We start from the raw sequence: 23,906 nt of genomic DNA, 5'->3' as shown, positions 1-23,906 counted from the left end.
CTGTGGAGCATAGGAGAATCGAACTCCTGACCTTCTGCTTGCAAAGCAGATGCTCTACCAATTGAGCTAATGCCCCATTGTTCCGTGGTGGGCCTAGCTGGAATCGAACCAGCGACCTCATCGTTATCAGCGATGCGCTCTAACCGACTGAGCTATAGGCCCTTGTGCGGAACGAGAATTAACTCTACATACTATCCCCGGATTTACACAAATCGCCTGTTCAGCAGATATTTCCGGCAACTCAAAAGCGGGGAAAGATTCGCACGAAAGAAAGAAAAATACCGGCACCCGAAGGTGCCGGTATCTTCAAACGCAAGAGAGGCGCTAGCGGCTGTCTAGGTCGACCCGCAGGCCGCCAAAGACGTCCACGATGGCGTTGTAAATAACCGCCATCAGTGGTGCCAGCAACGTAAGGAGAACGGCGAAAATAACGCCGATGAGCGCGGAGGCGGAGATGACGACACCGAAGGTGACCTCGAATCCGCCGCCGACGCCGCCGACGAGGCTATTGAGCGATTCCCAAATCCCCACCTGGTTCAGGCCAATATAAAGCAGGCATACGGCCAGCATCCAGGCGATCAGTCCGACGAGTGACAGGGCCAGACCGACGCGGAACGCCGAGATAGGCGAGATTCGCGTAATCGTTACGTCTCGTCGTGCCATTAATTACTCCTCATCCTTGGAAGCATCGCCAGCCTTGTGCTCCTGCTGGACTTCATCCACGGTCTTTTCGCCCTTAGCCACAGCTTGAGCGTCTTCCTCACCATCTTCTTCGACGTTGCGGTCGATGGCAAGCAGTTCGACATCGTCGGCCAGGTTCACCAAGCGCACACCCATGGTCGCACGGGAGGACGGACGAATCTGGTCCACCTCGGTGCGGATGACGCCACCGGCGGAGGTAATGGCGAAGATTTCATCATCCTCATCCACAGAGATGGCGCCGATAAGCTTGCCGCGCTTCGGGGTGTACTTGAAGGTCATAACACCAAGGCCACCGCGGCCCTGCGTGGTGTATTCCTCGATAGCGGTGCGCTTGCCGTAGCCGCCGGAGGTGGCAACCAAGAGGAACTCGCCATCGTGGACTACCGACATGGACAGCAGCTGGTCATCGCCGCGGAAGCGCATGCCCTTCACACCAGCGGTAGCGCGGCCCATGGGGCGCAGCTGGTCGTCGTCCGCAGTAAAGCGGATGGCCTGCCCCTGCTCGGAGGTGAGCAGGATGTCATCGCCCTCGGAGACGAGCTGTGCACCAATGAGCGCATCGCCCTCGTTGAGGTTGATGGCGATAAGGCCAGCGGAACGCGCGGACTCATAATCGGTCAAACGGGACTTCTTCACGCGGCCCTGCTGGGTGGCGAGAACCAGGTAAGGAGCATCCTCGTAGGACTGGATCTGGATGACCTGCGCGATCTTTTCTTCCGGCTGGAATTCCAGCAGGTTAGCCACGTGTTGGCCGCGTGCGGCGCGACCGCCCTCTGGCAGCTCATAGGCCTTGAGGCGGTAAACACGGCCGAAGTTGGTAAAGAACAAGATCCAGTCGTGAGTGGAGCAGACGAAGAAGTTCTTGACAATATCGTCCTGCTTGAGCTCAGCGCCGCGTACGCCCTTGCCACCACGCTTTTGCGCCTTGTAGGAATCCACCTTGGTGCGCTTAGCGTAGCCCGTGGAAGTAATGGTGACTACAACGTTTTCGCGGGCGATAAGATCCTCATCGGTCACATCGCCGGTTGCCGGAATGATTTCGGTGCGGCGTTCATCGCCATACTTATCGACGATCTCTGCCAGCTCATCGTGGACAATCTGGCGCTGGCGCTCCTCGCGGGCGAGGATATCCTTCAGATCAGCGATCTCGCGCTCGATTTCCGCCAATTCATCGATGATCTTTTGGCGCTCCAGGGCAGCCAGCTTGCGTAGCTGCATGGCCAGGATGGCATCGGCCTGGATATCGTCGACGTCGAGAAGCTCCTTCAAGCCCTCGCGCGCTTCGTCCACGGTGGGCGAACGGCGAATAAGGGCGATGACCTCATCGAGCATGTCCAGTGCCTTGACCAAACCGCGCAAGATGTGGGCGCGCTTTTCGGCCTCATTCAGGCGGTACTGGGTGCGGCGAACGATGACCTCGATCTGGTGCTCCACGTAGTAGCGCAGCATCTGATCCAGGCGGAGAGTGCGCGGCACGCCATCGACAATGGAGAGCATGTTGGCACCGAAGGACGTCTGCAGCTGGGAATGCTTGTAGAGGTTATTGAGCACCACGCGGGCCACGGCGTCGCGCTTGAGGGTGACGACGATGCGCATGCCAACGCGGTCGGAGGACTCATCCTCAATCTTGGAAATACCCGCGATCTTGCCGCTGGCCACGGACTCCGCGATATTGGAGATGAGGTTATCCGGGTTGACCTGGAACGGCAGCTCGGTAATCACAATGGTCTGGCGGGATCCAGATTCCTCGATGGAGGTCACGCCGCGCATACGGATGGATCCGCGGCCGGTGGTGTAGGCATCCTTGATGCCCTGATCGCCCACGATGAGGCCCGCGGTGGGGAAATCCGGGCCCTTAACGCGTTCCATGCAGGCTTCCAGCGCAGCCTCTTCATCGGCGTCTGGATTATCCAGTAGCCAGTAGATGGCCTCAGCCAGCTCGTTGAGGTTATGCGGAGGGATATTGGTGGCCATACCCACGGCAATGCCGCCCGAACCGTTCATCAGCAGGTTTGGAACGCGGGACGGCAGTACGTCCGGCTCGCTGGTTTTGCCATCGTAGTTGGGCGAGAAATCAACGGTGTTTTCGCGGATATCGCGCACCATCTCCATGGCCAGCGGAGTGAGCTTACACTCCGTATAACGCATTGCTGCTGGGCCATCGTTACCGCGGGAGCCGAAGTTACCCTGCCCATCCACCAGTGGGTAGCGCATATTCCACGACTGGGCCAAGCGCACCAAGGTGTCATAGATGGCGGAGTCACCGTGCGGGTGGAACTGACCCATGGTGTCCGAGACCGGGCGGGCGGACTTTACGTAGCCGCGCTCCGGCCGGTAACCGGAATCGAACATCGCGTAGAGGATGCGGCGGTGCACCGGCTTTAGTCCATCGCGCACCTCCGGCAGGGCACGGCCGACGATGACGGACATGGCGTAGTCGATGTAGCTCGACTCCATCTCCTCATTAATGTCAATGGGAAATATGCGATCAAAAAGATCGTCGTTATTGTCACTCATAACGCCAGATTCTACCCTTTAGCGCCTTTCAGGGCCCGAATTGCCGCACGCATGGTATCACCGTGGTATCACTGAGGCATGGCAATGACATTGCGGCTTACGGCCGAACAGGATCACGCGCTCACGCTACTGGCTTCCGCGCAGGGCACCTCCAAGCACGAGGCGGTGGTGCGCGCTGTTGTTGCGGCGGCAGCCCGCACGCTTGCCGACGCCCACGTGCAATCCACCGCCCGCGCCCTCCTCCCCGGCCGCGCTGAGCTGGAGGCGGAAATCCGCCGCGCCCGGCCCACGCAGTCCTAGGTGATCATGAGTACCGAACAGCTCTACCTTTTGGCACGCGAGTTTTGCGCGCGCTTTAACGTCCGCGTCACCAATTTTGCTGCTCTTGCGGCCGCTGCGGCGGCCAGCACTGCCAAGGTGGAAGGAATAGCCATCCACGATAGCCACCGCGATGCCGCCCGCGCTATGGCGGAGGTTTTAGCCCGCGTTCCGGCGCTGAGCGGGTATAACGCAGAATTCGCAAAGTTCACCGTGCGCGTCTACCTTAGTGTTAAAGAAGTTGCCTAAGTTTTGGGAAGAGTGACCCAAGGAAGGAACTAGCACCATGTCCCACGTCAAGAAGATCGCCGTATCGAGCCTTACGGCCGTTGCCCTAGCTGCCACCGCCGTCACTGCTCCTACCGCTACTGCAGCTGAGGCGGATTCCTGGAAAGACGAGGTAAATCCGGAATTTGAACAGGGCCAGACTGGTGGTTCCTCTACCGGTTCTTCCCAACTGGATCTCACGTTGATCATCACCGCAGCGGCCGCGGGCGTCACCGCCCTGGCCAGCGCCGTGGCCCTCTACTCCCCCAACGTGGATCTGGAAAAGGCAGCCCGCGATGCTGGCTTGGGCCAGATCGCCGATCAGATTGCTGCCATTCAGGCCAACCTCCCTGGCCTGCCGGGACAGCCGGCTTAACTCGCGTAAGGTGGTGCAGCATGGGACATCTTTCTGAACTTATGTCAGGTCCGCAGCGCACTGCGGTGATAAGCGATTGTGGCGAGCTGGTTGAGAGGGTCGTCGCCAAGCAATCGGGCATTACCGGCATGGCGCTGAAGGGCGCAGTCGCCGCCGCGAAAAAGGTCGACTCCGCCATCATCACCAAGGCGCTAGGCCGCGTGCTACCGGATGTCCTCGACGCTATGGACCCGCACTGGCAAGAGTTTGCAGGCAGCGCCGAGCAGGATTTCGGTTCCTTCCTGGAACCGCGTAGCAACGAAGTAAGTGATTCCATCATGGCGGTAGCCGATAAGCACGCCGAGCAGGTCAACTCCCCCGCGCTGTCTAAGCCTTATAACTCCCTGCGCGGTAAAGCCTCGAAATTCCTCACCCCTGCGGTTCCGGATTTCGGCCGCGTGCTGCAGAAGCATATGTAGATTCACGGCAGTTGAATCGCCTTCTCACCGCCAGGTATAAGTGTGGAAGTGATTACTTCCGCAGCTAACCAGACCGAGTACCCCGCCGGCCAAGATCCCGCCCGCTGGCGGGTACTTATCGTTTTGCTCACGGCGCTTTTTATGTCGCTGCTGAGCGTATCCATTGTTAATGTGGCCCTGCCCTCTATTCAATCGGGTTTAGGGGCCTCTAATTCGGATGTGCAATGGGTGCTCTCCGGCTATGCGCTCACTTTCGGCGTCATCCTCGTGGCGGCCGGCCGCGCCGGAGATCTCGTCGGCCGCGGCGGCATCTTTCTAGCTGGCATCGCTATCTATTCCATCAGCGCCGCAGTCGCCGGTTTTGCCCCTAATGCTGAGGCACTCAATGCCGCCCGCTTTATCCAAGGCATAGGTGCTGGCCTGCTTAATCCCCAGGGCGTGGGCATGATCCAGCAGTACTTCCGCGGCCCCGAGCGGGCCCGCGCCTTCGGCTATTTTGGCTCCACGGTGGGCCTCGCCGTGGCCATTGGACCGGTACTTGGCGGCTTGCTCATACGCCTGGGTGGCGCAGACCTGGGCTGGCGGTTGACCATGCTGGTCAATTTCCCCGTCGGCCTTATTGCCATCATCTTGGGATTGATGTGGTTTCCGCGGCCGCTGTTTTCTCGTGTACGCGATGAAATGGGCAATAAACTGGGAATTTTCAAGACCCTAGCCACCCTTGATCCCATTGGTGCTGTGATCCTTGGCGCCGCCGTGTGGGCCATCCTCTTCCCCTTCATGGAGTCTTCTGGAACACCTGGCGTGTGGTGGCTGCTGCTCCTGGGCGCGTTTTTACTGGTGGCATGGGTGCTTTGGGAGCGACGACACAAGGCCACCGGTCATCCACCAATGGTGGATCTTAATATCTTTGCTACTGCGAGCTTTCGCAATGGCACCATCATCGCCACCTTGTGGTTTATGGGTATTACCAGCATTTGGGTGCTCGTCGCGCTCTACTTCCAAAGCGGTCTCGGGCACTCCGCCCTCGCTGCCGGATCCGTAGGCATTCCGGCCGCTTTGTTGAGCTCTATTTCTGCCACACTGGCCGGCCGGTCAGTGTCCGTCCACGGCCGCAAGGTCGTGGTTATCGGCATGATGGTGACCATCTCCGGGCTCGTTGCCACCATTGCGCTCATCTGGGCCACCGAGCAATGGGGTACCAGCGAATGGTGGATGGTCCTGTCGCTCTCCTTGGTGGGCGGCGGGCAAGGCTCGGTCATCTCCCCTAACCAGACGCTCACCTTGGCACATGTCCCTCAGGCCTACGCTGGATCGTCGGGAGCTGTCCTCCAGACCGGCCAGCGCATCGGCACGGCCATCGGTCTTGCCGTCATCACGGCCATAGTCTTTGCCACCCTGCACGGCACGAACGCGGACTGGCCGCTTTCCATCGTCGCCGGCTTCGGCGTCATCCTAGCCATGTGCCTAGCCTCCCTGGGATTCGCCGTAGCGGATCAGCGCAGCTCCCAGGCCTAGGGCTCGCGCTTTAAAACGCCACAATTAAAGCCCACCGCAGTATTTTCCACGGTGGGCTTTGTGCTGCGCTTTAGATGTCTAGGAAGCGGACGTCCTTCGCGCGGCGGGTAATGAAGGAGCGGCGGGCCGAGACATCGTCACCCATGAGGATGGAGAAGAGCTCATCGGCGCGCTGCGCGTCTTCCAAATCCACGCGGCGCAGGATGCGGGTGCTCGGGTCGAGCGTAGTTTCCCATAGCTCGGCGGCGTTCATCTCGCCCAGACCCTTGTAGCGCTGGATGCCGTCATCCTTGTTGATCTTGCGGTTTTGCTCCAGACCCTCGGCCAACAGTTTATCGCGCTCGTCGTCGGAAAAGGCATAGCCCGGAGTGCCCTTGGACCACTTGAGCTTGTACAGCGGCGGGTTAGCCAGGTACACGTGCCCGTCCTCAACCAACTGGGGCATGAAGCGGAAGAGCAGGGTCAATAGCAGCGTAGCAATGTGCTGGCCGTCGACGTCGGCATCGGCCATGAGCACGATCTTGTCGTAGCGCAGCTTCTTGATATCGAATTCCTCGTGGATACCGGTACCCAGTGCGGTAATAATCGCCTGGACCTCAGCATTCTTGAGGACCTTATCCATGCGGGCCTTCTCCACGTTCAAGATCTTGCCGCGCAGTGGCAAGATGGCCTGGAACATGGAATCACGGCCGCCCTTAGCGGAACCACCTGCGGAGTCACCCTCCACGATGTAGAGCTCGGAAATCTTCGGGTCCTTAGAGCGGCAATCCGCGAGCTTGCCGGGCAGTCCGCCCAGGTCGGTGGCAGATTTGCGGCGCACCATCTCGCGGGCCTTGCGGGCAGCCATGCGAGCATGTGCGGAGGACACGGCCTTATTGATAATGGCCTTTGCCTCAGCCGGATTGGCATCGAACCAGTCATTGACGTGCTCGTTCACCGCACGCTGGACAAAGCCCTTGATTTCGGAATTGCCCAGCTTGGTCTTGGTCTGGCCCTCGAACTGCGGATCGCCCACCTTGACGGAAATGACGGCGGCCAAGCCCTCGCGGCAGTCATCGCCGGAGAGGTTGCCATCCTTTTCCTTGATGAGCTTATGCTCCTTGGCATAGCGGTTCATCAAGGAGGTTAGGGCCGCGCGGAAGCCCTCTTCATGCGTGCCGCCCTCGTGGGTATTGATGGTATTAGCAAAAGTGTGAACGGACTGCTTATAGCCCTGGTTCCACTGCAGTGCTACTTCCACCTCATGATCTTCGCCCTTGGCATCGAAAGAAACGATAGTCGGGTGGATCGCGGTCTTGGACTTATTGAGGTACTTGACGTAATCGGTCAAGCCATCCGGGTAGTGGAAGGTGATCTTCTTACGGCGCTTCTTTTCCGCCGCAGCTTCCGCCGCTTCACCGGATTCTTCGTTGAAAGTATCGCCAGCGTCCGGGGCATCATCGAAGGAGGTTTCATCCGCACTGGTCTCGCCGGATTCTGCATCGGCGATTTCTTCCAGCTCGATCTGCTCTTCGGTAACGCGCTCATCGATGAGCTCAATGGATAGGCCCTTATTCAGGAAGGCCATTTCCTGCAGGCGGCGAGCAATGATGTCGTAATCGTACTCGGTAGTTTCAAATACTTCCGGATCCGCCCAGAAGCGGATTTTGGTACCCGTGCCGCGGGCGTTGCCGCCCTCAACGAGATCATCCGGGACGGCGTTCTGGAAGTTTTGATACCAGTGCTTACCATCGCGTTTAATTTCCGCTTCTACGCGGGTAGAAAGCGCGTTCACCACGGAAATGCCGACGCCGTGCAGGCCGCCAGATACGGCGTAGGAGTCGGAGTCGAATTTACCGCCGGCGTGCAGCTGCGTCATGACCACTTGGACGGTAGGTGCGCCGGAGGCGTGCATTTCTACCGGGATACCACGGCCATTATCGATGACCTCGACGCCGCCATCTTCCAGCAGTTTGACGGTAACCTTATCGGCGTAGCCGGCCATAGCCTCATCGACGGAGTTATCAACGATCTCCCAAATGAGGTGGTGCAGGCCGCGCGAACCGGTCGAACCAATGTACATGCCGGGGCGCTTACGGACGGCCTCGAGGCCCTCCAGGATCGTAATTGACCCGGCATCATATGCGTGTTCTTCAGCCACGGATTCGTGCTCTCCTTTTGGCTATAGCTAATTCTAAGACTTTAACTATTCTACACGGATACCCCCTACTGAAAGACACCCCACACCCGTGAGAGATAGGAATCTGGCGCGCTCTGAGGTTATTTAGGATTTAAAGGTCGGATCCAAGTGCAACCTATTAGCCATACGTATCTTGCGATCCTTGTGGTTTCACCCACTGCCGCCCCTCATAATTTCGCTGCTGCTTGGGCCCATGAATGCGCAGCTCAACAATGACATCCGGGCCTAGGCGGTCAGAGATTTTCCGCAGGATTTGTCGCTGCAGATAGCGCAGCTCCGTAGCCCAGGTGGAGTTATCGCAGGACACATAGACAACCTTGTCCTTAATCCGTTGCGGCTGCGTATGGGCGGCGATGCGCTCGCCTACGAGATTTTCCCAATTCCCCATCACCCAGCCATTGGCCAGGTCATGCTCCCAGCCGCGATTGACTACCTCGCGGCTGATTTGGGCTCCCAGGCTCGGCACCGCCAGCGTTCGCCGTTTCTTCCTGCCATCTGGTCCCGTAGGAATGCCCCGTTGATAGCCCATATACCCCTGCTTTTGTGCCTTCTCCAGAGAGGGCACCGGCATCTTTGGCACTGGACGGGTTAGCTTCGGCGGGTTCTTGGAGGTGGACCGTACCAATTTAAAGTACTGGGTGACAGGATCAATGCGCTGCTTGCCGACGCCCCCTTGTTCCTCACTCATCCTTGTCACCATCCCCATCCTCAACGGCATCCTCAGCGCTGAGCTTGGAGATGCGGCCGGTATCGGTATCTTCCACGCTCACGCGGTAGCGCACGATGGGTTCCAAGTTCCCCGGTAGGTCCTCATCTACCGCCGCGGTAATGAGCACCTGCTCGGCCTCGGCGGCCAGGTGGACAAGCTGCTTGCGGCGCTTGGCGTCAAGCTCGGCAAATACATCATCCAAAATGAGCACCGGATCCGATCCTCCCTCTTGCCGCAGCAGATTAAACTCCGCCAGGCGCAGCGCAATGGCATAGGACCACGTCTCACCATGGCTGGCAAAGCCCTTGGCCGGCTGATCACCCAGATTAAGCACCAGATCGTCGCGGTGCGGGCCCACCAGGGAAATGCCGCGTTCAATCTCGCGCTGCCGGGCGGTGGCCAACTCGGTAAGCAAGACGGCCTCTAGTACCTCGCGATCCGAGGTGTCGATCGTGGACTTATATTGCACCTGCGCCGGCCGCGATTCTGGTGCCAGGCCGGAATAAGCGGCGGGGATGTGGTCTAAGAGGGCGTCGACAAGCGCAAGGCGCGCGGCGATTACTTGGGCGCCGAGCCGGGCAAGCTGCGCATCCCAGGTATCCAAGGTAGCCAATGCGGCGGCACCGTCGCTATCGGAATAGCCGCGGCGCAGGCTGCCGGAGGCTGATTTCAGCAAGGCATTGCGCTGCTTGAGTACCTTGTCATAGTCGGCCTTTACACCCGCAAGGCGCGGAGTCCGCGAGGCAATGATGCTATCGAGATAAGCGCGCCGTCCGGCCGGCTCCCCGCGCACCAAGGCCAAATCCTCCGGGGAAAAGAGCACCGTTTTTACCACGCCCAGCAGCTCACGGGGGCTGCGCAGGCGCGTGCGATTGATCTGCGCTTGATTGGCCGCGTGGGGTTTAATCAGCAAATGGGTGGTGAGCTCGCGGCCCTGGTTCACCGCGGTAATAGACACCCGTGCACTATCGGCACCCTGACGCACCAACGGCGCATCGTGAGATACGCGATGGGAGGAAAGATGGGCAGTATAACCAATGGCTTCGACGATATTGGTCTTGCCAAAGCCATTGCGCCCGACAAAAAGGGTGATCCCCGGCCCTAGCTGCACATTAAGTTCGGGCCACGAGCGAAAATCCCGAACATCGAGATCCCTGACGTACATTAGCCCGGCAGGCGAACCGGCATGAGCAGGTAGGTGAAGTTGGTCTCTGGCGTGGGGAAGTTGCCATCTTCATCGGCCTCAGGCAGCTCTTCCGGTTCTGGGATCATAATGGCTGGGCGGGAAGGCTCGGTGAAGCCGAAGACCACGCGGTCGGTGTTGATGACGGCCAAGCCATCTTTGAGGTAGCCCGGATTGAAGGCAATGAGAAACTCATCGCGGCCATGGAAAGCGCACGGCAAGGTCTCGGTCGCGTTACCGGCATCCGCGCCGGCAGATAGGGTTACCTGACCATCGGCGAATTCCATGCGAATCTGTGCATTACGATCCGTCAGCAAAGAAACGCGACGGATTGCTTCCTGCAGCGGTGCCACCTCAATGGAGGCAATATTGGTGTGATTCTTCGGCAGCAGCGGCTGAACATTGGGGAAGTCCGCATCCAGCATGCGCGTGGTGGTTTCGCGATTATCCGCGTGCAGACCAAAGAGACCATCGGCACCAATATTGTCATCGGTGCCAACGGCGATCTCCACTGGAATGTTGAGATGTGGATCCAAGGAACGGCCGGTTTCTTGGAGGGTCTTAGCAGGTACCAGGAGCTTGGCTTCCACGTTCGGGGACTTGGGCTCCCATTCCAAGGTGCGCATGGCCAGACGGAAGCGGTCCGTTGCCGTCATCTCAATGTCTTTGCCATGGATATCCATGTGCACACCGGTGAGCATAGGCAGGGTGTCATCCTTGCCGGCTGCGGCAGCGACCTGGTGGATGGCCTCGACGAAAAGCTGTGGCTGGATAGTGCCCGTAACCTCTGGCAATACCGGAAGCTGAGGGTAATCATCCAGTGGGATCAGTGGCAGCTCGAAGCGAGAGGAACCACAAGTAACCAGTGCTTTGGAATCTACCTGGGAGATCTCTACTTCCTTGTTGGGCAAAGAAGCAACGATATCGGAGAGGAGCTTGCCGGCTACCGCAATCTGTCCGGGCTCATCCACCATGCCGGCGATGCGGACGCGGGTAGAAACCTCATAATCGAAGCCGGTGAACTCAAGACCATTGTCATCCGCGGTGATCAACATCGCGCGAAGCACGGGCTGAGTGACCTTGGAAGGCAGGCTGCGAGCAACCCACGCTACGGCGTTGGCAAGGTCATCTTTAGCAACGCGAAATGACACGGCTTCATCCATGGTGCGAAGAGCTCCTCTGAGGCAAGTAGGAAATTTGTTACTTACAAAAGACTGGCTTCCAACTTACCGCATTGGGCGCGGTGCGCCACAACGTGTAATTCCATCTTTGCCCGCTCGATCCGCGCCTGGCCGGAGGCGGGGCGGGCCGAATTCCACACACCCTCTTTCTTCTATACAGATCAGAGAAATAATTTAGTAGTAGTAATAAGCGCTGTGCAATCTGTGCGTAACTAGGTAAATGACAAGTTCATGGCGCAGATCCGGGGTGTGGCAAATCTTGTGATCTTGCTGTGATCAATCGGGGTGAATTGTGGACAACTAGTGGGATCGCCGTTTTATCCACAGGTTTTGTCATTTGATCACTGATCTACACACAACACTGATCACAGGGTGGTTCTCCCAGCACAAGGCCTGTGGAATTTAAAACTGTGAGCAAGATCCATGAATTACAAAGATGAAATTACACAAGTGTGAATAACGCTGTGGATAACTTTTCTTGCAGATAAACGGCCCTTTTTAGAGGGTTTCGGGCCTTATTTGTGAAATTACACGGGTGTGCCGGTGCGGCGTGGAGGATTCTGTCTAGCTTTCTAGCTGGTTTCAACCCCAAGTGACCCCGGCGAAATCTGGGAAGCGGGATCGGGAAAACAAAAGCGCCCTCCTTATATAAAGGAGAGCGCTGAGGCAGCACGCTAAGGCTTAGGCGCGACTGCGATTCTTGATGCGTTGGGTAAGCGCCTGGATCTCGTCATAGGTATTGCGCTTTTCGGTCATCTCTTTGCGGATTTTGCGATCGGCATAAATGACGGTGGTGTGGTCCTTACCGCCGAACTGTTCACCGATCTTGGGCAGGGATAGCTCGGTAAGCTCGCGGCACAAATACATTGCCAGCTGGCGAGCATGCGCTACCGCGCGCTTCTTGCCGGCGCCGCGCAGAGTTTCCACATCAATATCAAAGAAGTCTGCCGTGACCTCCATGATTGAGGTAGCGGTGATCTGCCGATCAGCGGAATCCGGGGCCAGATCGCGCAATGCGATTTCCGCCATCTCTACGTTGATTGGCTCATCTACCAAAGAGGAATAGGCCGAAACGCGGATAAGAGCGCCTTCGAGCTCGCGAATGGAAGATTCAAAGCGCGAGGCAATGAGCTCAAGCACGGAGCGATCCACCTCGGTGCCGTCATTTGCCGCCTTCTTCATCAAAATCGCGATACGCGTTTCCAGATCTGGCGGCTGAATATCGGTAATAAGTCCGCCTTCAAAGCGCGTGCGGAGGCGATCCTCCAGCGTTGTCAGCTGCTTCGGCGGGCGGTCCGAAGACAAAATGATCTGCTTATTGGCTTGGTGCAGCGCATTGAAAGTATGGAAGAACTCTTCCTGGGTGGATTCTTTGCCCTCTAAGAACTGGATATCATCGACCATCAAGATGTCGAGGTTGCGGTAGCGCCGTTTGAAGGATTCCTGGCGGTCATCACGTAGCGAATTAATATAGTCATTCGTAAACTCTTCCGAAGACACATATTTCACGCGCAGACCCGGGTGCAGCACCTGGGCGTAATTACCAGCGGCGTGCAAAAGGTGCGTTTTGCCTAGACCAGAGCCACCCCAGATGAATAGTGGGTTATATGCACGGGCGGGATTTTCGGCCACAGCAACGGCTGCACCATTGGCAAAACGATTCGAAGAACCGATAACGAAGCTATCGAAGGTGTGCTTCGGATTCAGTGAAGTTTCACGGTTGGGATCATGTGCCGGAGCCTCGCGCGGGATGCGAGCGGAGTTAGAGCTAGCATCGGTGAAATTTCCCGCGGACTGCGCCTGCTGCTGGTTATAGTGCTGGGCAAGTTCATCCAAGCTGGCTGGGGCATGGCTGGATTGCCAGTTGTTTTGTGCGGGCGCTGGTTGCGTACCGGTATCAGAGTGTTGCGGGCGCGGAATGTAGTTCTGGGGAGGCTCCGTGTGCTGGGGTTGTTGCGCTTGCGGAGCCTGCTGCTGTTGCGGCGGAGCTGCCTGTGGAGAAGGCTCTGTGGCCGCTGGTTGTGGTTCCTGCGGAGTGGCCAAGGTAACCGCGAAGGAGCAGGGGCGCCCGAGATGCCGGGTCAAGGCCTTGGCGATGTACTCACCCAGTTCATTTTCGACCACATTTTTGGCGTCGAGGTTCTCGGCGGCAACGAGGGTGTAGCCCTCGACCATCATGATGGGGCGGACCAGTTGGAGGTAAAGGCGCTGTGAATGGGAAAAACTAGGGACCTCGGAATTGGGTTGCTCGGATTGTGCGAGCAGGTCATCAACGACCGCGCGCCAAATGGCATGCAGGTTCGCTTGTGGGTCAGTCACAACAGGCTACCTTTGTGGAATTCAGTCGGGAACGGGTGGACATTGAATAACAATTTTCACCGTGGATTCCACCGTGGTTTTCACAGTGGTTTTTATCGAGTCACCTCGATCTCCACAGAGTTATCCACAGGTGTGGATGAAAGAGTTATTCACAGCTTAGTTCATGGCTGTGGATAACTCTTCATTGGCCGGTTTATGGCGTTAAGCTGCGGAAACTGCAAAAGTCTCAAGCGTTGATTTAGAGTTATCCACATGCCAGGCTTGGCTGTGGAATTTGATTCTTCTGTTGTACCGCCGAAGCGGCGGGTGTGTCTAGTGAGAAAAATTCACCCCCTGGACGCCGATCTGGATAGGTCCTCCAGTGCGGTGGATTCGGCGCAGTAAGAGCCCGGAATCTGGCCGCCTAGCTGCAGGAAAAAACATTTATGTAATTTCGGGTGTACCCGGGTGTCGATTTGTTTCTAGCGGCAGAAATCACGTAATCTGGCATGGTCTATTGCAACAAAGAGTTGCGCGTGAAAGTGACAGCGTCACCTCGCACTGGCTGGGCCCGTCGGCTCGCCGTGCACCGGAGAGACTGTGATGCGTCAGGTTCATGGAATCTAATCATCAGTGGGTGCGCCGCTGTTAGCGGTGGTGTGCCTACGCACAACTTCAAGGAGAATTAACGTGGCAAAGGGTAAGCGCACGTTCCAGCCGAACAACCGTCGTCGTGCTCGTAAGCACGGTTTCCGCACCCGCATGAGCACTCGTGCAGGTCGCGCAATCGTTGCGGCTCGTCGCAAGAAGGGCCGCGCAAAGCTGACTGCGTAAGTTATGCTTCCGGCCCAGCACAAGCTCACATCGCCGACACAGTTTCGGCGCACGATGAAGGGCAGTCGCCGGGCGGGCACTCGTACGGTAGTCGTGCATGCGCGCGATAACGCAGGTACGGACAAGGAGGCCGAAATCGCAGCCACTGGGCCGCGCTTTGGCTTAATTGTTTCTAAAGCCGTCGGGAATGCAGTGGTTCGCCACCGCACCTCCCGGCGGCTTCGCCATGTGTGCATGACTTTCATTCCCAAGCTGCCCGCCAGCGTGGATGTGGTCATTCGTGCATTGCCCGCTAGCGCCACTGCTAGCAGTGAGCAATTAGAAAAAGATCTTGCTAAAGCACTGCGCAAGCAATGGGATATCTAAATTCCCGCGGGGAGGAGATTCCCCCAGCCAGAGGATTGGCCACACCAATGGTCAAAGTGGTTCGTTTCTACCAAAAACATGTCTCTGGCCTTAAGATGGTATCGACCTGTCGGTTTGAACCGACATGCAGTGCTTATGCTCTTGAAGCGCTATCCAAACATGGCGCATTCAAGGGTACGGCGATGGCAATTGCCAGGGTCTGCAAATGTGGCCCCTGGCATCCGGGCGGATTTGATCCGGTTCCGGACCCCAACAACAACTGAGGATTAAACACTCGTGCTTAATTTCATCTACTGGCCAATTTCGGCCGTTTTATGGTTCTGGCACTGGCTGCTTTCCCTCGTGATGGACCCATCCTGGGGCATTACGTGGATTCTGGCCATTGTGCTGTTGACCTGGACGCTTAAGGCGCTAATGGTCAAGCCGACCATCAGCCAGATTCGTTCCTCGCGCAAGATGCAGGAAATCCAGCCTAAGGTGCAGGAAATCCGTGCGAAGTACGGCAACGATCAGACCAAGGCCGCGCAGGAAATGCAGAAGGTCTACAAGGAATCCGGCGTTCGTCCGATGGCCGGCTGCCTGCCGGTATTTGTGCAGATTCCAATGTTCGTTGGTTTGTTCCACGTACTGCGCTCCTTCGACCGCACCGTCGCCGTAGCCGGTGGCATTGGCCACCCCAGTGGCGATCCAATGTCCGTTGAGGACAACGCAAATACTGCCAACTACATTTTTAAGCCGGAGCTGGTCCAGCAGTTCTTGGATGCCAAGATTTTCGATGTCCCGCTGGTGACCAACCTGCGCTTGAACTCGCCGACTGTGGAGGGCGTAACCACCAGCCAGGCCGCCGTTATCATCGTTCCGATGATCGCCGTGATTGCGGTTATGACGCACTTCAACGCCCGCATGAGCCTAAACCGCCAGGAACAGCGCCGCGCCGCCGGTAAGACCCAAGCGCCACAGGGCCAGAATGCGGAAATGATGCAACAGCAAATGGCCATGATGTCCAAGATGATGCTCTGGGTCATGCCAGCTATGCTGATCTTCTCCGGCTTCATCTGGCCAATCGGTTTGCTGTTCTACATGATGGCCAATACGGTCTGGACCTTCTTCCAAACCCGCATCGTCTATGCCAAGATGGACCGCGAGGAAGAAGAAGAGGAAGCCGCGAAGGCTGAGGCCAAGCGGACTTCCGCACCTAAGCCGGGTGCCCGCAAGAAGGACAACCGCACCAAGAAACAGCGCAAAAACAAATAAACACGGAGGAGAACCCCATCGTGTCCAAGATGGACCCGTCAGTAGTATTCGGCTCCCGCTTGCCCCTCGCGCAGGCTTACCATGATTCGCTCGCTACAGACGGGTCCACTCGTGGTTTTATAGGCCCCCGGGAGGTGCCGCGTTTGTGGGACAGGCACATTATTAACTGCGCCGTCGTCAAGCAGGCAATCCCCGAGGGCACCACGGTCATCGATGTAGGCTCGGGTGCCGGACTGCCTGGCATTCCGCTGGCCATTGCGCGCCCAGACCTGCGGATAACCCTGATTGAGCCGCTGTTGAAGCGCTATAACTACCTCAACGAGGTGGTAGAAGAACTAGGGCTCGACAATGTGACGGTCCTGCGTGGCCGCGCTGAGGAAGGCCCGATTAAAAAGGCCGTGGCGGGGGCCGATGTGGTGACCTCGCGCGCCGTCGCGCCCTTGGGTAAGCTTGCGAAGTGGTCGCTGCCGCTAGTGCGCAAGGGGGGCGAGATGATCGCACTGAAGGGCTCTTCGGTACATGAGGAACTAGAACGCGATGCCGCTGACATCAAGAAGGCCGGCGGTGGAAAGGCCGAGGTCAGAACCATCGAGGGAACCACGATCATTCGTGTCCCGCGCGTGAACTAAAGTAGACGGCATGACTAATCCGCGCCTTATCACCATTGCTAACCAGAAAGGCGGCGTAGGCAAAACCACCTCCGCCGCCAACTTGGCCGCAGCGCTTGCCGCAGAGGGCAAGAAAGTGCTGGTGATCGATCTTGACCCGCAGGGAAATGCTTCCACGGCCATGGGTGCGGAACATAATTCCGGCACCGATTCCAGCTATGAGGTGCTCCTCGGGGACTGCAGTGCCGAGAAGGCTATGCAGCCTTCTTCGCACAACGAGAACCTTTTCTGCATCCCCGCCACCATTGATTTGGCTGGCGCGGAGATCGAAATGGTGTCCTTGGTACGCCGCGAATTTCGGCTTTATGACGCCCTGCATAACGGCTTCCTCGAGGAGCATGGCTTCGAATACGTTTTCATTGACTGCCCGCCATCGCTAGGTTTGCTTACCATCAATGCGATGACGTGCGCGGAAGAGGTCATCATCCCGATTCAATGCGAGTACTACGCCCTCGAGGGTGTGGGCCAGTTGCTGGGAAATATTTCCATGATCCGTGAACACCTCAACGAGGATCTGCATATCTCTGCCGTGCTGTTGACCATGTATGACGCCCGCACGCGCTTGGCAGAAGATGTGGCAGATAACGTTCGCGAGCAATTTGGTGCCGTGGTGTTGGGCAATGTTATCCCGCGCTCCGTGCGCGTTTCGGAGGCGCCGGGATACGGTACTACGGTTATTGATTACGCTCCTTCGTCCACCGGTGCCCGCGCCTACCTTGCGGCGGCGCGCGAGCTTAACCGGCGCGGCGATTATCGCCCGCACCCGACCACCGGGGCGATTGGCGTGAGCCCAGAGATTTACGCGGAATTGGAAGGATAGGAACTCATGGCAGAACAGAAGCAAGGTGGACTCGGCAAGGGTCTCGCCGCACTCATCCCATCCGGCCCTGATGCCCCTACCCGCAAGCCGCGGCTGGGAGATTCCGCGGCGGATATCATCTTGGGAAATGCCACCCCGCAGCCTGGCCGCAAGGGCGGCGACGGCAAGCGTGTAAAGGGCGCGCCCACCATTCAACAGGGTTCTGGCTCACAATCTTCGAAGAAGCGTCAGGCCACCCCGGCTCCCATCGGTGCGACCTACCGCGAGATTTCCATTGGGGATATCATCCCTAATCCGAAGCAGCCACGCACCGTCTTCGACGAGGATGAGCTGGGCGAGCTCGTTCACTCGATCCGCGAGTTTGGCCTCTTGCAGCCCATCGTTGTTCGCCCTTCCGAGGAGGGTGGCTTCGAGCTCATCATGGGTGAGCGCCGTTGGCGCGCTTCTTCCAAGGCGGGTCTGGCTACTATTCCAGCCATCGTGCGCGATACCAAGGATGACAACCTTCTGCGCGATGCCCTGCTGGAAAACATCCACCGCGTGCAGCTCAACCCTCTGGAAGAGGCACACGCCTATCAGCAGCTATTGGAAGAGTTTGGCGTTACCCAGAACGAGCTGGCGGACCGCATTGGCCGCTCGCGCCCACAGGTGACCAATATGCTGCGCCTGCTTAAGCTGCCGGTAGAGGTACAAAAACGGGTAGCCGCTGGTACCCTATCCGCCGGCCACGCGCGTGCGCTTCTGTCTTTGGATGACACGGAGGCGATGGAATATATTGCCAACCGCATCATCGCGGAGGGCCTGTCCGTCCGCGCCACTGAGGAGGCAGTCACCCTTTATAAGCGCGATGGCAAGCCGGCCGAATCAAAAAAGAAGCAGCCGGCACCACAGCCGCAGTACTTCACCGATTCTGCCGAGCGCCTATCTGATCGCTTTGACACCAAAGTCACCGTGACCATGGGCAAACGCAAGGGCAAGATGGTCGTGGAATTTGGTGACCAAGAAGATTTTGAGCGCATCATGGCACTAATGCAGCCAGGTGGATAACTTTCGAAAGATGGAAAGTTTAAACAAATGCTATTTTGCGGTCACTTAAGATATTCGATCTTTTAATCCCAAGGCAGGCTTTAGTAGCAGCACTGATTATTTAACTCCTAAAGTCAGGCTAATGGCTTTCTGAACTTTCGATTGACGTCTCCAGGTATTTAGATTTGATACGGACGTAGAATCTCCTAAAGGGGGGTTCTTGTGTCGTTCAATAGAATGTTGCTAACTTTGGGATGATGAATTATTTGCAATTATTGCATTGCTGCCGAATTTGCTTTATGTAGTTAAATACCTCTCTGTGAAGTTTTACAATTCACTTGCAAGGAAATCGTTACTCTTTGTCAAAGTGAAAAGTAGAAGAAGTAATTGGTACACCCCTGAATTGCACTTCTGATCTGCTCGGGTTGAAAGGCCGTCAGAGAGGGACGTTGGCGTTACTCTCCTATTCTGATTCAGAATCGTTCAATGACAGCTACAGCCTGTCAAGCAGAGCGTGTTCGACTCGGATCATTTGTCCGAAACTCCACGAATTGACCATAAAATAGTCACAGTGAAGATTATTGGAATCGGATGGCTCAGTTCTACTGTTGTTTAGGTTACTTACCAAAAATAAACGGACTTTTAGATTGTTCCGTTTCAAAATCAGGGCTAAGAGGGATACCTTTTCTTTCTTGGAGAAGCAAGATAGCAGTAAAACCTACGAGGCTTGCAGTTACTAGATAGATTGTAACCGCAACTGTTGTGCCTGTTGCATCTACTAAAGATGCAGCGATCATAGGTGCAAATGCGCCGCCGAGAATTGATCCAATGGCATAAGATATCGATACCCCTGATGCACGAACGGATGCAGGGTAGAGCTCAGCATACATGGCGGACTGGGCACCATAAGTTAGTCCTAGGCCTACAGTTAGAAAGATAAGCGCGACATAAAGAAGGCCCAGTGAAGCTGAGTTGACCAGTGGGAAGAGTATTCCAGCTCCAATTGCCTGTACGACAAATCCAATGAGATAAGTCCTTCGTCGACCGATATAGTCCGACACCCAGCCGGCGAATAGCGTGAATATTAACCAAGTTACGGCAGACAAAGTAACTGCGTTGAGCACATCACCGCGCTCAAAGGAAATGGGTCCTTCTGGATTGGTGGCATAATTTTGAATATAGCCTCCTGCTGTCATATAACCTACAGCTCCGTTGCCTGCAAATACCAGTGCGGCGACAAATACAAGAGGTAGATGCTGTTTGAAGAGAACTCCAATGGGATTCGGGCCCTCATGACTTTTGTTGCCCGCTATAACTTTGAAAACCGGCGATTCATCGACGCCGATTCTTACTAAGTAGCCCACGATAACCAACACGAAGGAAAGTAAGAAGGGGACGCGCCAACCCCATTGAAAGAATGCATCTCCGGGCGCAATTCTATTCATAATGGATAAAATTCCCGAGGACATGAGAAGACCGATGGGAACTCCAATTTGGGGTCCGGCACCGTAAAGGCCACGCTTCTGGTTCGGAGCATGTTCAACCGCTAGCAATACCGCTGATCCCCACTCCCCTCCAGCGGATACGCCTTGAATAATGCGGAGAAAAATGAGCATAATGGGAGCCCATAGACCTACCGTTTCGTAAGTAGGTAAGAGGCCGATTAAAGTGGTTGCGCCCCCCATGGAGAAAAGTGTGACCATGAGGACGATTCGTCGACCGTAGCGATCTCCATAGTAGCCGGCTAAAAACGCACCGAGGGGCCGAAACAAAAACGATAGGCCCACAGAAGCGAAAGACACGATGCTGGCCAAACTTCCGGTTAAGGGAGAAAACATTACTTGGTTAAAAACGAGTCCGGCTACTGCAGCGTATAGAAAATAGTCGTACCATTCAATCGCCGTACCGATTGTGGTTGCAGCTACTACACGTCCCATTTCCTTGGGAGAGATCGCGGAGGGGCTCGAAGCATCCATCATGAAGATCCATTCAAATAGTAGAAATGAAGATTATCAGTAGATACTAATCGAATGATTCGCTTCGAACCAAGATTTGTGGGCAGATCTCGTTGACTTAGGACTGCTCAGCTTGAAGGAGTTCAGAAAATTTATAGGTACCTGTCACAACTGTATCCTGATCCATGAGATACATACGCTTTACCGCGATGACGATGGCCTCAGCAATATCGTCGCGGCGGGACGGATTGGTGAGGATCTTTATGTCTTCTGGGTTGGTGAGGTAGCCCAGCACGATCTGGATGACCGGCATTTGGGTCAGGCGAAGCAGATCCCAGGTGCGGCCGTGGTTGCCGCAGTCCAGCAGCTCGGTGCGTGCGACAATCTCACGCTGGATAAAGCCGGATAGGGTCTCACCAATAAGCGAGGAATTGCCGGATTCGGAACCGAAATAGAAGGTGGCAACACCATTGGCCTTCTCATTGGGATAGGAATCACAAGCCAAAGAGATGACAATGTCCGCATCGAAGGCGTTGGCTAACTCCGCGCGGGACTTCACGTCCGCATCGGAGGTCCGAGGACGGGAGATGATGGTCTCCATGCCGGCGGCAATCATGCGTCCCTCGATGCGTTGGGTGAGGTCCCACAGGATCTCTTGCTCAGAAATATCACCAAAGCGTCCCTTGACCTGTTGGCCGGCGTCGCCGCCGCTCAAGGCGGGATCGATCACAACGCGCTTGCCCGCCAGTTTAGGACCGGCGTTGCGCACGCGCTCGCGCTCTTGGATATTGTGCGCGGATCCGCCGGTGATACGGCGGCCAAGCAGACTGAGGGCGCGGATGGTGGCGGGACCGCATACACCATCTTCTTGCAAGCCACAGTTGTGTTGGTATTCCTTGAGCGCCGCGTAGGTATTGGTGCCAAAATGGCCGTCTACGCGCTGCTGGTAAAAGCCCAGCTCCTGCAGCTGTTGCTGGAGCTGCGAGATATCATCACCCACGAGCTCATTTGCGGGCTCGTAGGCAAGTACACGGCTGCCGAGCGTATACGAGGCCTGGCGCAGTTCGCGCAGGGTGAGATCATCGATCTCTCCCGTGGGCACGATGCCGCGCGATTGCTGGAAGGCCTTGAGGACCTCAGACAAATTGGCATCAAAGCTCTTGTCGCTCTCGGAGTACTTCTGCTTTTTCCACGCAGAAAGTTCCCCCTTGAAATCTGACAAGAGGCCGAGACGGGCCAAGGTGGCGCGAGCCTCAGCTACACGCACGCTTGTATCGCCGACTCGAAGAACGCGGTTCACGTCTTTTACCCCTTTCACAGCCCGTGTTTAGGGGCCGCATTTCAGAATTTCTACACGCTTAATCTAATAGGAATTAGATTAACAGTTAAAGTTGCTTTTTCACTTGCGCCACGATGTCATCTTTAGAACGCAGACCAACAAATTCGTCTACCTTCTCGCCGTGGTTGAAAATCAGCACGTTAGGGATGGACATGATCTGGAACATGGCACCTAGGTTGCGCTCTTCATCGACGTTGACTTTGGCGATGGTGACCTCGCCGTCTAGCTCCTCTGCTACCTCTTCCAAGATGGGGGATAGCTTCTTGCAGGGGCCGCACCATTCGGCCCAGAAGTCGACGACGACGGGCTTATCGGACTCGATGACGTCCTTGCGGAAGGTATCGGTGGTTACTTTCTTGACGTTGCTCATACTGAATTAACGGCTTTCTGCGAGGAAATGTTCCGCATCAATTGCCGCGCGGCAACCGGAGCCGGCCGCGGTAATTGCCTGCTGGTAGTGGTCATCCACCAAATCACCGCAGGCAAAAACGCCAGGCTGGGAGGTCTTGGTGGTGGGTTGTTCAACTACAACATAGCCATTGTCATTTAGCTCGACCTGACCATTGAGGAAGGAAGAGCGCGGATCATGGCCAATTGCTACGAACATGGCAGTCACGTCCAAGGTAGAGGTCTCGCCGTTGGTCACGTCCTTGAGCTTGAGACCGCCAACTTTGCCGTCGGCTTCAATGACCTCTTCGACGACCTTATTAGTCTCCCATTTAATCTTCTCATTGGCCTGGGCGCGCTCCAGCATGATTTTAGAGGCGCGGAAGTTCTCGGAGCGGTTCACAATGGTGACGGAGTCCGCGAACTTGGTGAGGAAGGTTGCTTCCTCCATGGCGGAGTCGCCGCCGCCGATAACCGCAATATTGTGGTCCTTGAAGAAGAAGCCATCGCACGTAGCGCAGGTAGAAACGCCGCGGCCGGTAAGTTCTTCCTCACCTGGAACGCCAAGGTGGCGCGGGGCGGCACCGGTGGCGAGGATGACGGCGCGGGCCTCGAAGAACTCGTCACCCACGTGCAGCTTCTTAATATCGCCTTCTAGCTCTATCGAGTCAACGACTTCCATGCGCAAATCCGCACCGAAGCGGATGGCCTGGGCGCGCATTTCCTCCATCAGCTCAGGGCCCATGATGCCCTTTTGGAAGCCGGGGTAATTTTCTACCTCGGTAGTATTCATAAGCTCGCCGCCGTACTCGAAGCCTTCGAAGACAATCGGGTTGAGCTCGGCGCGTGCCGCGTACAGCGCGGCGGTATAACCGGCAGGGCCGGAACCTACGATGGCAACATCGTGGACGGTCATTGCTAACTCCCTTAAATCAGAGTGTGGTTTCGCGTAACGCCATGAGTCTACCCGCCACACTGACAAACGTCGGTATTAGCAAACTCACCCAATGGCCGCGCGTAGGACTTCCCTCGCTCGGGCGCAGCGGGATTTAATGGTGCCGGGCTTTACTCCTTGAGCAGTGGCAACTTCTCCGACGCGGAACCCGGCGACGTCGGTAAGCACCAGCGCTTCGCGTTGATCCTCGCGCAGCAACTGCATGGCTTCGCGCACCGCCAGCTGCTCCGCTAGGTTTTCGGAAGGATTATGCGCGAGCAGCGGGTTGCGATCGTCGTCGAAGTCCTCCGTATCTAATGAGGCATTTTCCCTATTCGAGCGATGGTTGAGGTAGTCATAGCCAGAATTTTTCACCAGCCGGTGTAGCCAGGTTGATAGCGCGGATTCGCGGCGATAGGAGTGCAGGTTGCAGCTGGCGCGCAAGAAGGCTTCCTGGACCACATCTTGGGCATCGTGATCGTTTTTGGTGTAGCGGCGTGCCACGGTGGTCAGCCGCGTGCGGTGGCGTTCCACGATGGTGGAAAAGGCCTTATTATCACCTTCAATGAAAGCATCAACTAATTCTTCGTCACTGCGGTCATGACTCAGTGTCATAT

Annotated in this window: 24 protein-coding genes and 2 tRNA genes; 12 read left to right on the top strand and 14 right to left on the bottom strand. The window is 56.6% G+C overall.

Annotation, left to right across the window (positions count from 1 at the left end; all coding sequences use genetic code 11):
- Nucleotides 1-3 precede the first annotated feature (3 nt).
- From QP990_RS09935 to gyrA, 4 genes are all read right to left on the bottom strand, one after another.
- Nucleotides 4-76: transfer RNA gene (locus tag QP990_RS09935), tRNA-Ala, on the bottom strand.
- 9 nt (nt 77-85) lie between these two features.
- A tRNA-Ile gene (locus tag QP990_RS09930) sits at nt 86-162 on the bottom strand.
- Nucleotides 163-324: 162 nt separating this feature from the next.
- Nucleotides 325-663 carry a DUF3566 domain-containing protein gene (locus QP990_RS09925; protein WP_239207722.1) on the bottom strand — a complete coding sequence of 113 codons (339 nt, stop codon included), beginning with the start codon at nt 661-663 and terminating at the stop codon, nt 325-327.
- A 3-nt stretch (nt 664-666) separates the two neighbouring features.
- Nucleotides 667-3,219: a DNA gyrase subunit A gene (gene gyrA / locus QP990_RS09920; protein ID WP_239207721.1), complete on the bottom strand. Its 2,553-nt coding sequence runs from the start codon at nt 3,217-3,219 to the stop codon at nt 667-669.
- A 78-nt stretch (nt 3,220-3,297) separates the two neighbouring features.
- Here gyrA and QP990_RS09915 point away from each other — a divergent pair, with 78 nt between their 5' ends.
- From QP990_RS09915 to QP990_RS09895, 5 genes are read left to right on the top strand one after another with little or no spacing between them, the layout of a single operon-like run.
- The gene (locus QP990_RS09915) at nt 3,298-3,519 is read left to right on the top strand and encodes a hypothetical protein (RefSeq protein WP_034655619.1); all 222 of its coding nucleotides are present in this window, start codon (nt 3,298-3,300) and stop codon (nt 3,517-3,519) included.
- Nucleotides 3,520-3,525: 6 nt separating this feature from the next.
- The gene (locus tag QP990_RS09910) at nt 3,526-3,786 is read left to right on the top strand and encodes a hypothetical protein (RefSeq protein ID WP_023020206.1); all 261 of its coding nucleotides are present in this window, start codon (nt 3,526-3,528) and stop codon (nt 3,784-3,786) included.
- Between the two features lie 37 nt (nt 3,787-3,823).
- Nucleotides 3,824-4,180 (top strand): hypothetical protein, encoded by a 357-nt coding sequence (locus QP990_RS09905; RefSeq protein WP_023020205.1) that lies wholly within the window; start codon nt 3,824-3,826, stop codon nt 4,178-4,180.
- Nucleotides 4,181-4,200: 20 nt separating this feature from the next.
- Nucleotides 4,201-4,638 carry a DUF6918 family protein gene (locus tag QP990_RS09900; protein ID WP_023020204.1) on the top strand — a complete coding sequence of 146 codons (438 nt, stop codon included), beginning with the start codon at nt 4,201-4,203 and terminating at the stop codon, nt 4,636-4,638.
- Between the two features lie 42 nt (nt 4,639-4,680).
- Nucleotides 4,681-6,156: an MFS transporter gene (locus QP990_RS09895; RefSeq protein ID WP_023020203.1), complete on the top strand. Its 1,476-nt coding sequence runs from the start codon at nt 4,681-4,683 to the stop codon at nt 6,154-6,156.
- Nucleotides 6,157-6,226: 70 nt separating this feature from the next.
- Here QP990_RS09895 and gyrB read toward each other — a convergent pair whose 3' ends face one another.
- From gyrB to dnaA, 5 genes are all read right to left on the bottom strand, one after another.
- Nucleotides 6,227-8,296 (bottom strand): DNA topoisomerase (ATP-hydrolyzing) subunit B, encoded by a 2,070-nt coding sequence (gyrB, locus tag QP990_RS09890; RefSeq protein WP_023020202.1) that lies wholly within the window; start codon nt 8,294-8,296, stop codon nt 6,227-6,229.
- A gap of 157 nt (nt 8,297-8,453) precedes the next feature.
- Nucleotides 8,454-9,023, bottom strand: coding sequence for a DciA family protein (locus tag QP990_RS09885; protein WP_034655616.1), 570 nt, complete (start codon nt 9,021-9,023; stop codon nt 8,454-8,456).
- Nucleotides 9,016-10,209, bottom strand: coding sequence for a DNA replication/repair protein RecF (recF, locus tag QP990_RS09880; protein ID WP_023020200.1), 1,194 nt, complete (start codon nt 10,207-10,209; stop codon nt 9,016-9,018). The genes QP990_RS09885 and recF overlap by 8 nt, the downstream gene beginning before the upstream one ends.
- The gene (gene dnaN / locus QP990_RS09875) at nt 10,209-11,390 is read right to left on the bottom strand and encodes a DNA polymerase III subunit beta (protein ID WP_023020199.1); all 1,182 of its coding nucleotides are present in this window, start codon (nt 11,388-11,390) and stop codon (nt 10,209-10,211) included. The genes recF and dnaN overlap by 1 nt, the downstream gene beginning before the upstream one ends.
- A 699-nt stretch (nt 11,391-12,089) precedes the next feature.
- Complete coding sequence (gene dnaA / locus QP990_RS09870) at nt 12,090-13,727, bottom strand: chromosomal replication initiator protein DnaA (RefSeq protein ID WP_023020198.1); 1,638 nt, start codon at nt 13,725-13,727, stop codon at nt 12,090-12,092.
- A gap of 669 nt (nt 13,728-14,396) precedes the next feature.
- On the opposite strand from dnaA, the gene rpmH reads away from it, so the two are divergent.
- Genes rpmH through QP990_RS09835 form a run of 7 tightly spaced genes read left to right on the top strand, consistent with a single transcriptional unit; the run spans nt 14,397 to nt 18,695 of the window.
- Nucleotides 14,397-14,540 carry a 50S ribosomal protein L34 gene (rpmH, locus tag QP990_RS09865; protein WP_003847033.1) on the top strand — a complete coding sequence of 48 codons (144 nt, stop codon included), beginning with the start codon at nt 14,397-14,399 and terminating at the stop codon, nt 14,538-14,540.
- Between the two features lie 3 nt (nt 14,541-14,543).
- A complete protein-coding gene (rnpA, locus tag QP990_RS09860; protein ID WP_023020197.1) occupies nt 14,544-14,906 on the top strand; it encodes a ribonuclease P protein component in 363 nt (120 codons plus the stop codon).
- A gap of 47 nt (nt 14,907-14,953) precedes the next feature.
- Nucleotides 14,954-15,169, top strand: coding sequence for a membrane protein insertion efficiency factor YidD (gene yidD, locus QP990_RS09855; RefSeq protein WP_080971176.1), 216 nt, complete (start codon nt 14,954-14,956; stop codon nt 15,167-15,169).
- 13 nt (nt 15,170-15,182) lie between these two features.
- Nucleotides 15,183-16,160, top strand: a complete 978-nt coding sequence (yidC, locus tag QP990_RS09850; RefSeq protein ID WP_023020196.1) for a membrane protein insertase YidC — start codon at nt 15,183-15,185, stop codon at nt 16,158-16,160.
- A 29-nt stretch (nt 16,161-16,189) separates the two neighbouring features.
- The gene (rsmG, locus tag QP990_RS09845) at nt 16,190-16,789 is read left to right on the top strand and encodes a 16S rRNA (guanine(527)-N(7))-methyltransferase RsmG (RefSeq protein WP_034656078.1); all 600 of its coding nucleotides are present in this window, start codon (nt 16,190-16,192) and stop codon (nt 16,787-16,789) included.
- 10 nt (nt 16,790-16,799) lie between these two features.
- A complete protein-coding gene (locus QP990_RS09840) occupies nt 16,800-17,648 on the top strand; it encodes a ParA family protein (protein WP_023020194.1) in 849 nt (282 codons plus the stop codon).
- A 6-nt stretch (nt 17,649-17,654) separates the two neighbouring features.
- Nucleotides 17,655-18,695: a ParB/RepB/Spo0J family partition protein gene (locus QP990_RS09835; protein WP_023020193.1), complete on the top strand. Its 1,041-nt coding sequence runs from the start codon at nt 17,655-17,657 to the stop codon at nt 18,693-18,695.
- Between the two features lie 596 nt (nt 18,696-19,291).
- Here the strand turns inward: QP990_RS09835 and QP990_RS09830 are convergent.
- From QP990_RS09830 to QP990_RS09810, 5 genes are all read right to left on the bottom strand, one after another.
- Entirely contained in the window at nt 19,292-20,653 is a 1,362-nt protein-coding gene (locus QP990_RS09830; protein ID WP_023020192.1) for an MFS transporter, read from the bottom strand.
- A gap of 94 nt (nt 20,654-20,747) precedes the next feature.
- Nucleotides 20,748-21,929, bottom strand: a complete 1,182-nt coding sequence (locus tag QP990_RS09825; protein ID WP_023020191.1) for an N-acetylmuramoyl-L-alanine amidase — start codon at nt 21,927-21,929, stop codon at nt 20,748-20,750.
- A gap of 85 nt (nt 21,930-22,014) precedes the next feature.
- Complete coding sequence (gene trxA / locus QP990_RS09820; RefSeq protein ID WP_023020190.1) at nt 22,015-22,338, bottom strand: thioredoxin; 324 nt, start codon at nt 22,336-22,338, stop codon at nt 22,015-22,017.
- Between the two features lie 6 nt (nt 22,339-22,344).
- Complete coding sequence (trxB, locus tag QP990_RS09815; RefSeq protein ID WP_023020189.1) at nt 22,345-23,271, bottom strand: thioredoxin-disulfide reductase; 927 nt, start codon at nt 23,269-23,271, stop codon at nt 22,345-22,347.
- A gap of 84 nt (nt 23,272-23,355) precedes the next feature.
- Nucleotides 23,356-23,904, bottom strand: coding sequence for an RNA polymerase sigma factor (locus QP990_RS09810; protein WP_023020188.1), 549 nt, complete (start codon nt 23,902-23,904; stop codon nt 23,356-23,358).
- Nucleotides 23,905-23,906: the final 2 nt, after the last annotated feature.

It is taken from the genome of Corynebacterium sp. MSK071, assembly GCF_030232125.1.
GTDB classification, from domain to species: domain Bacteria; phylum Actinomycetota; class Actinomycetes; order Mycobacteriales; family Mycobacteriaceae; genus Corynebacterium; species Corynebacterium kefirresidentii.
Note: the sequence above shows the minus strand (reverse complement) of the source record. Positions and strands in the feature narration are given on the sequence as shown.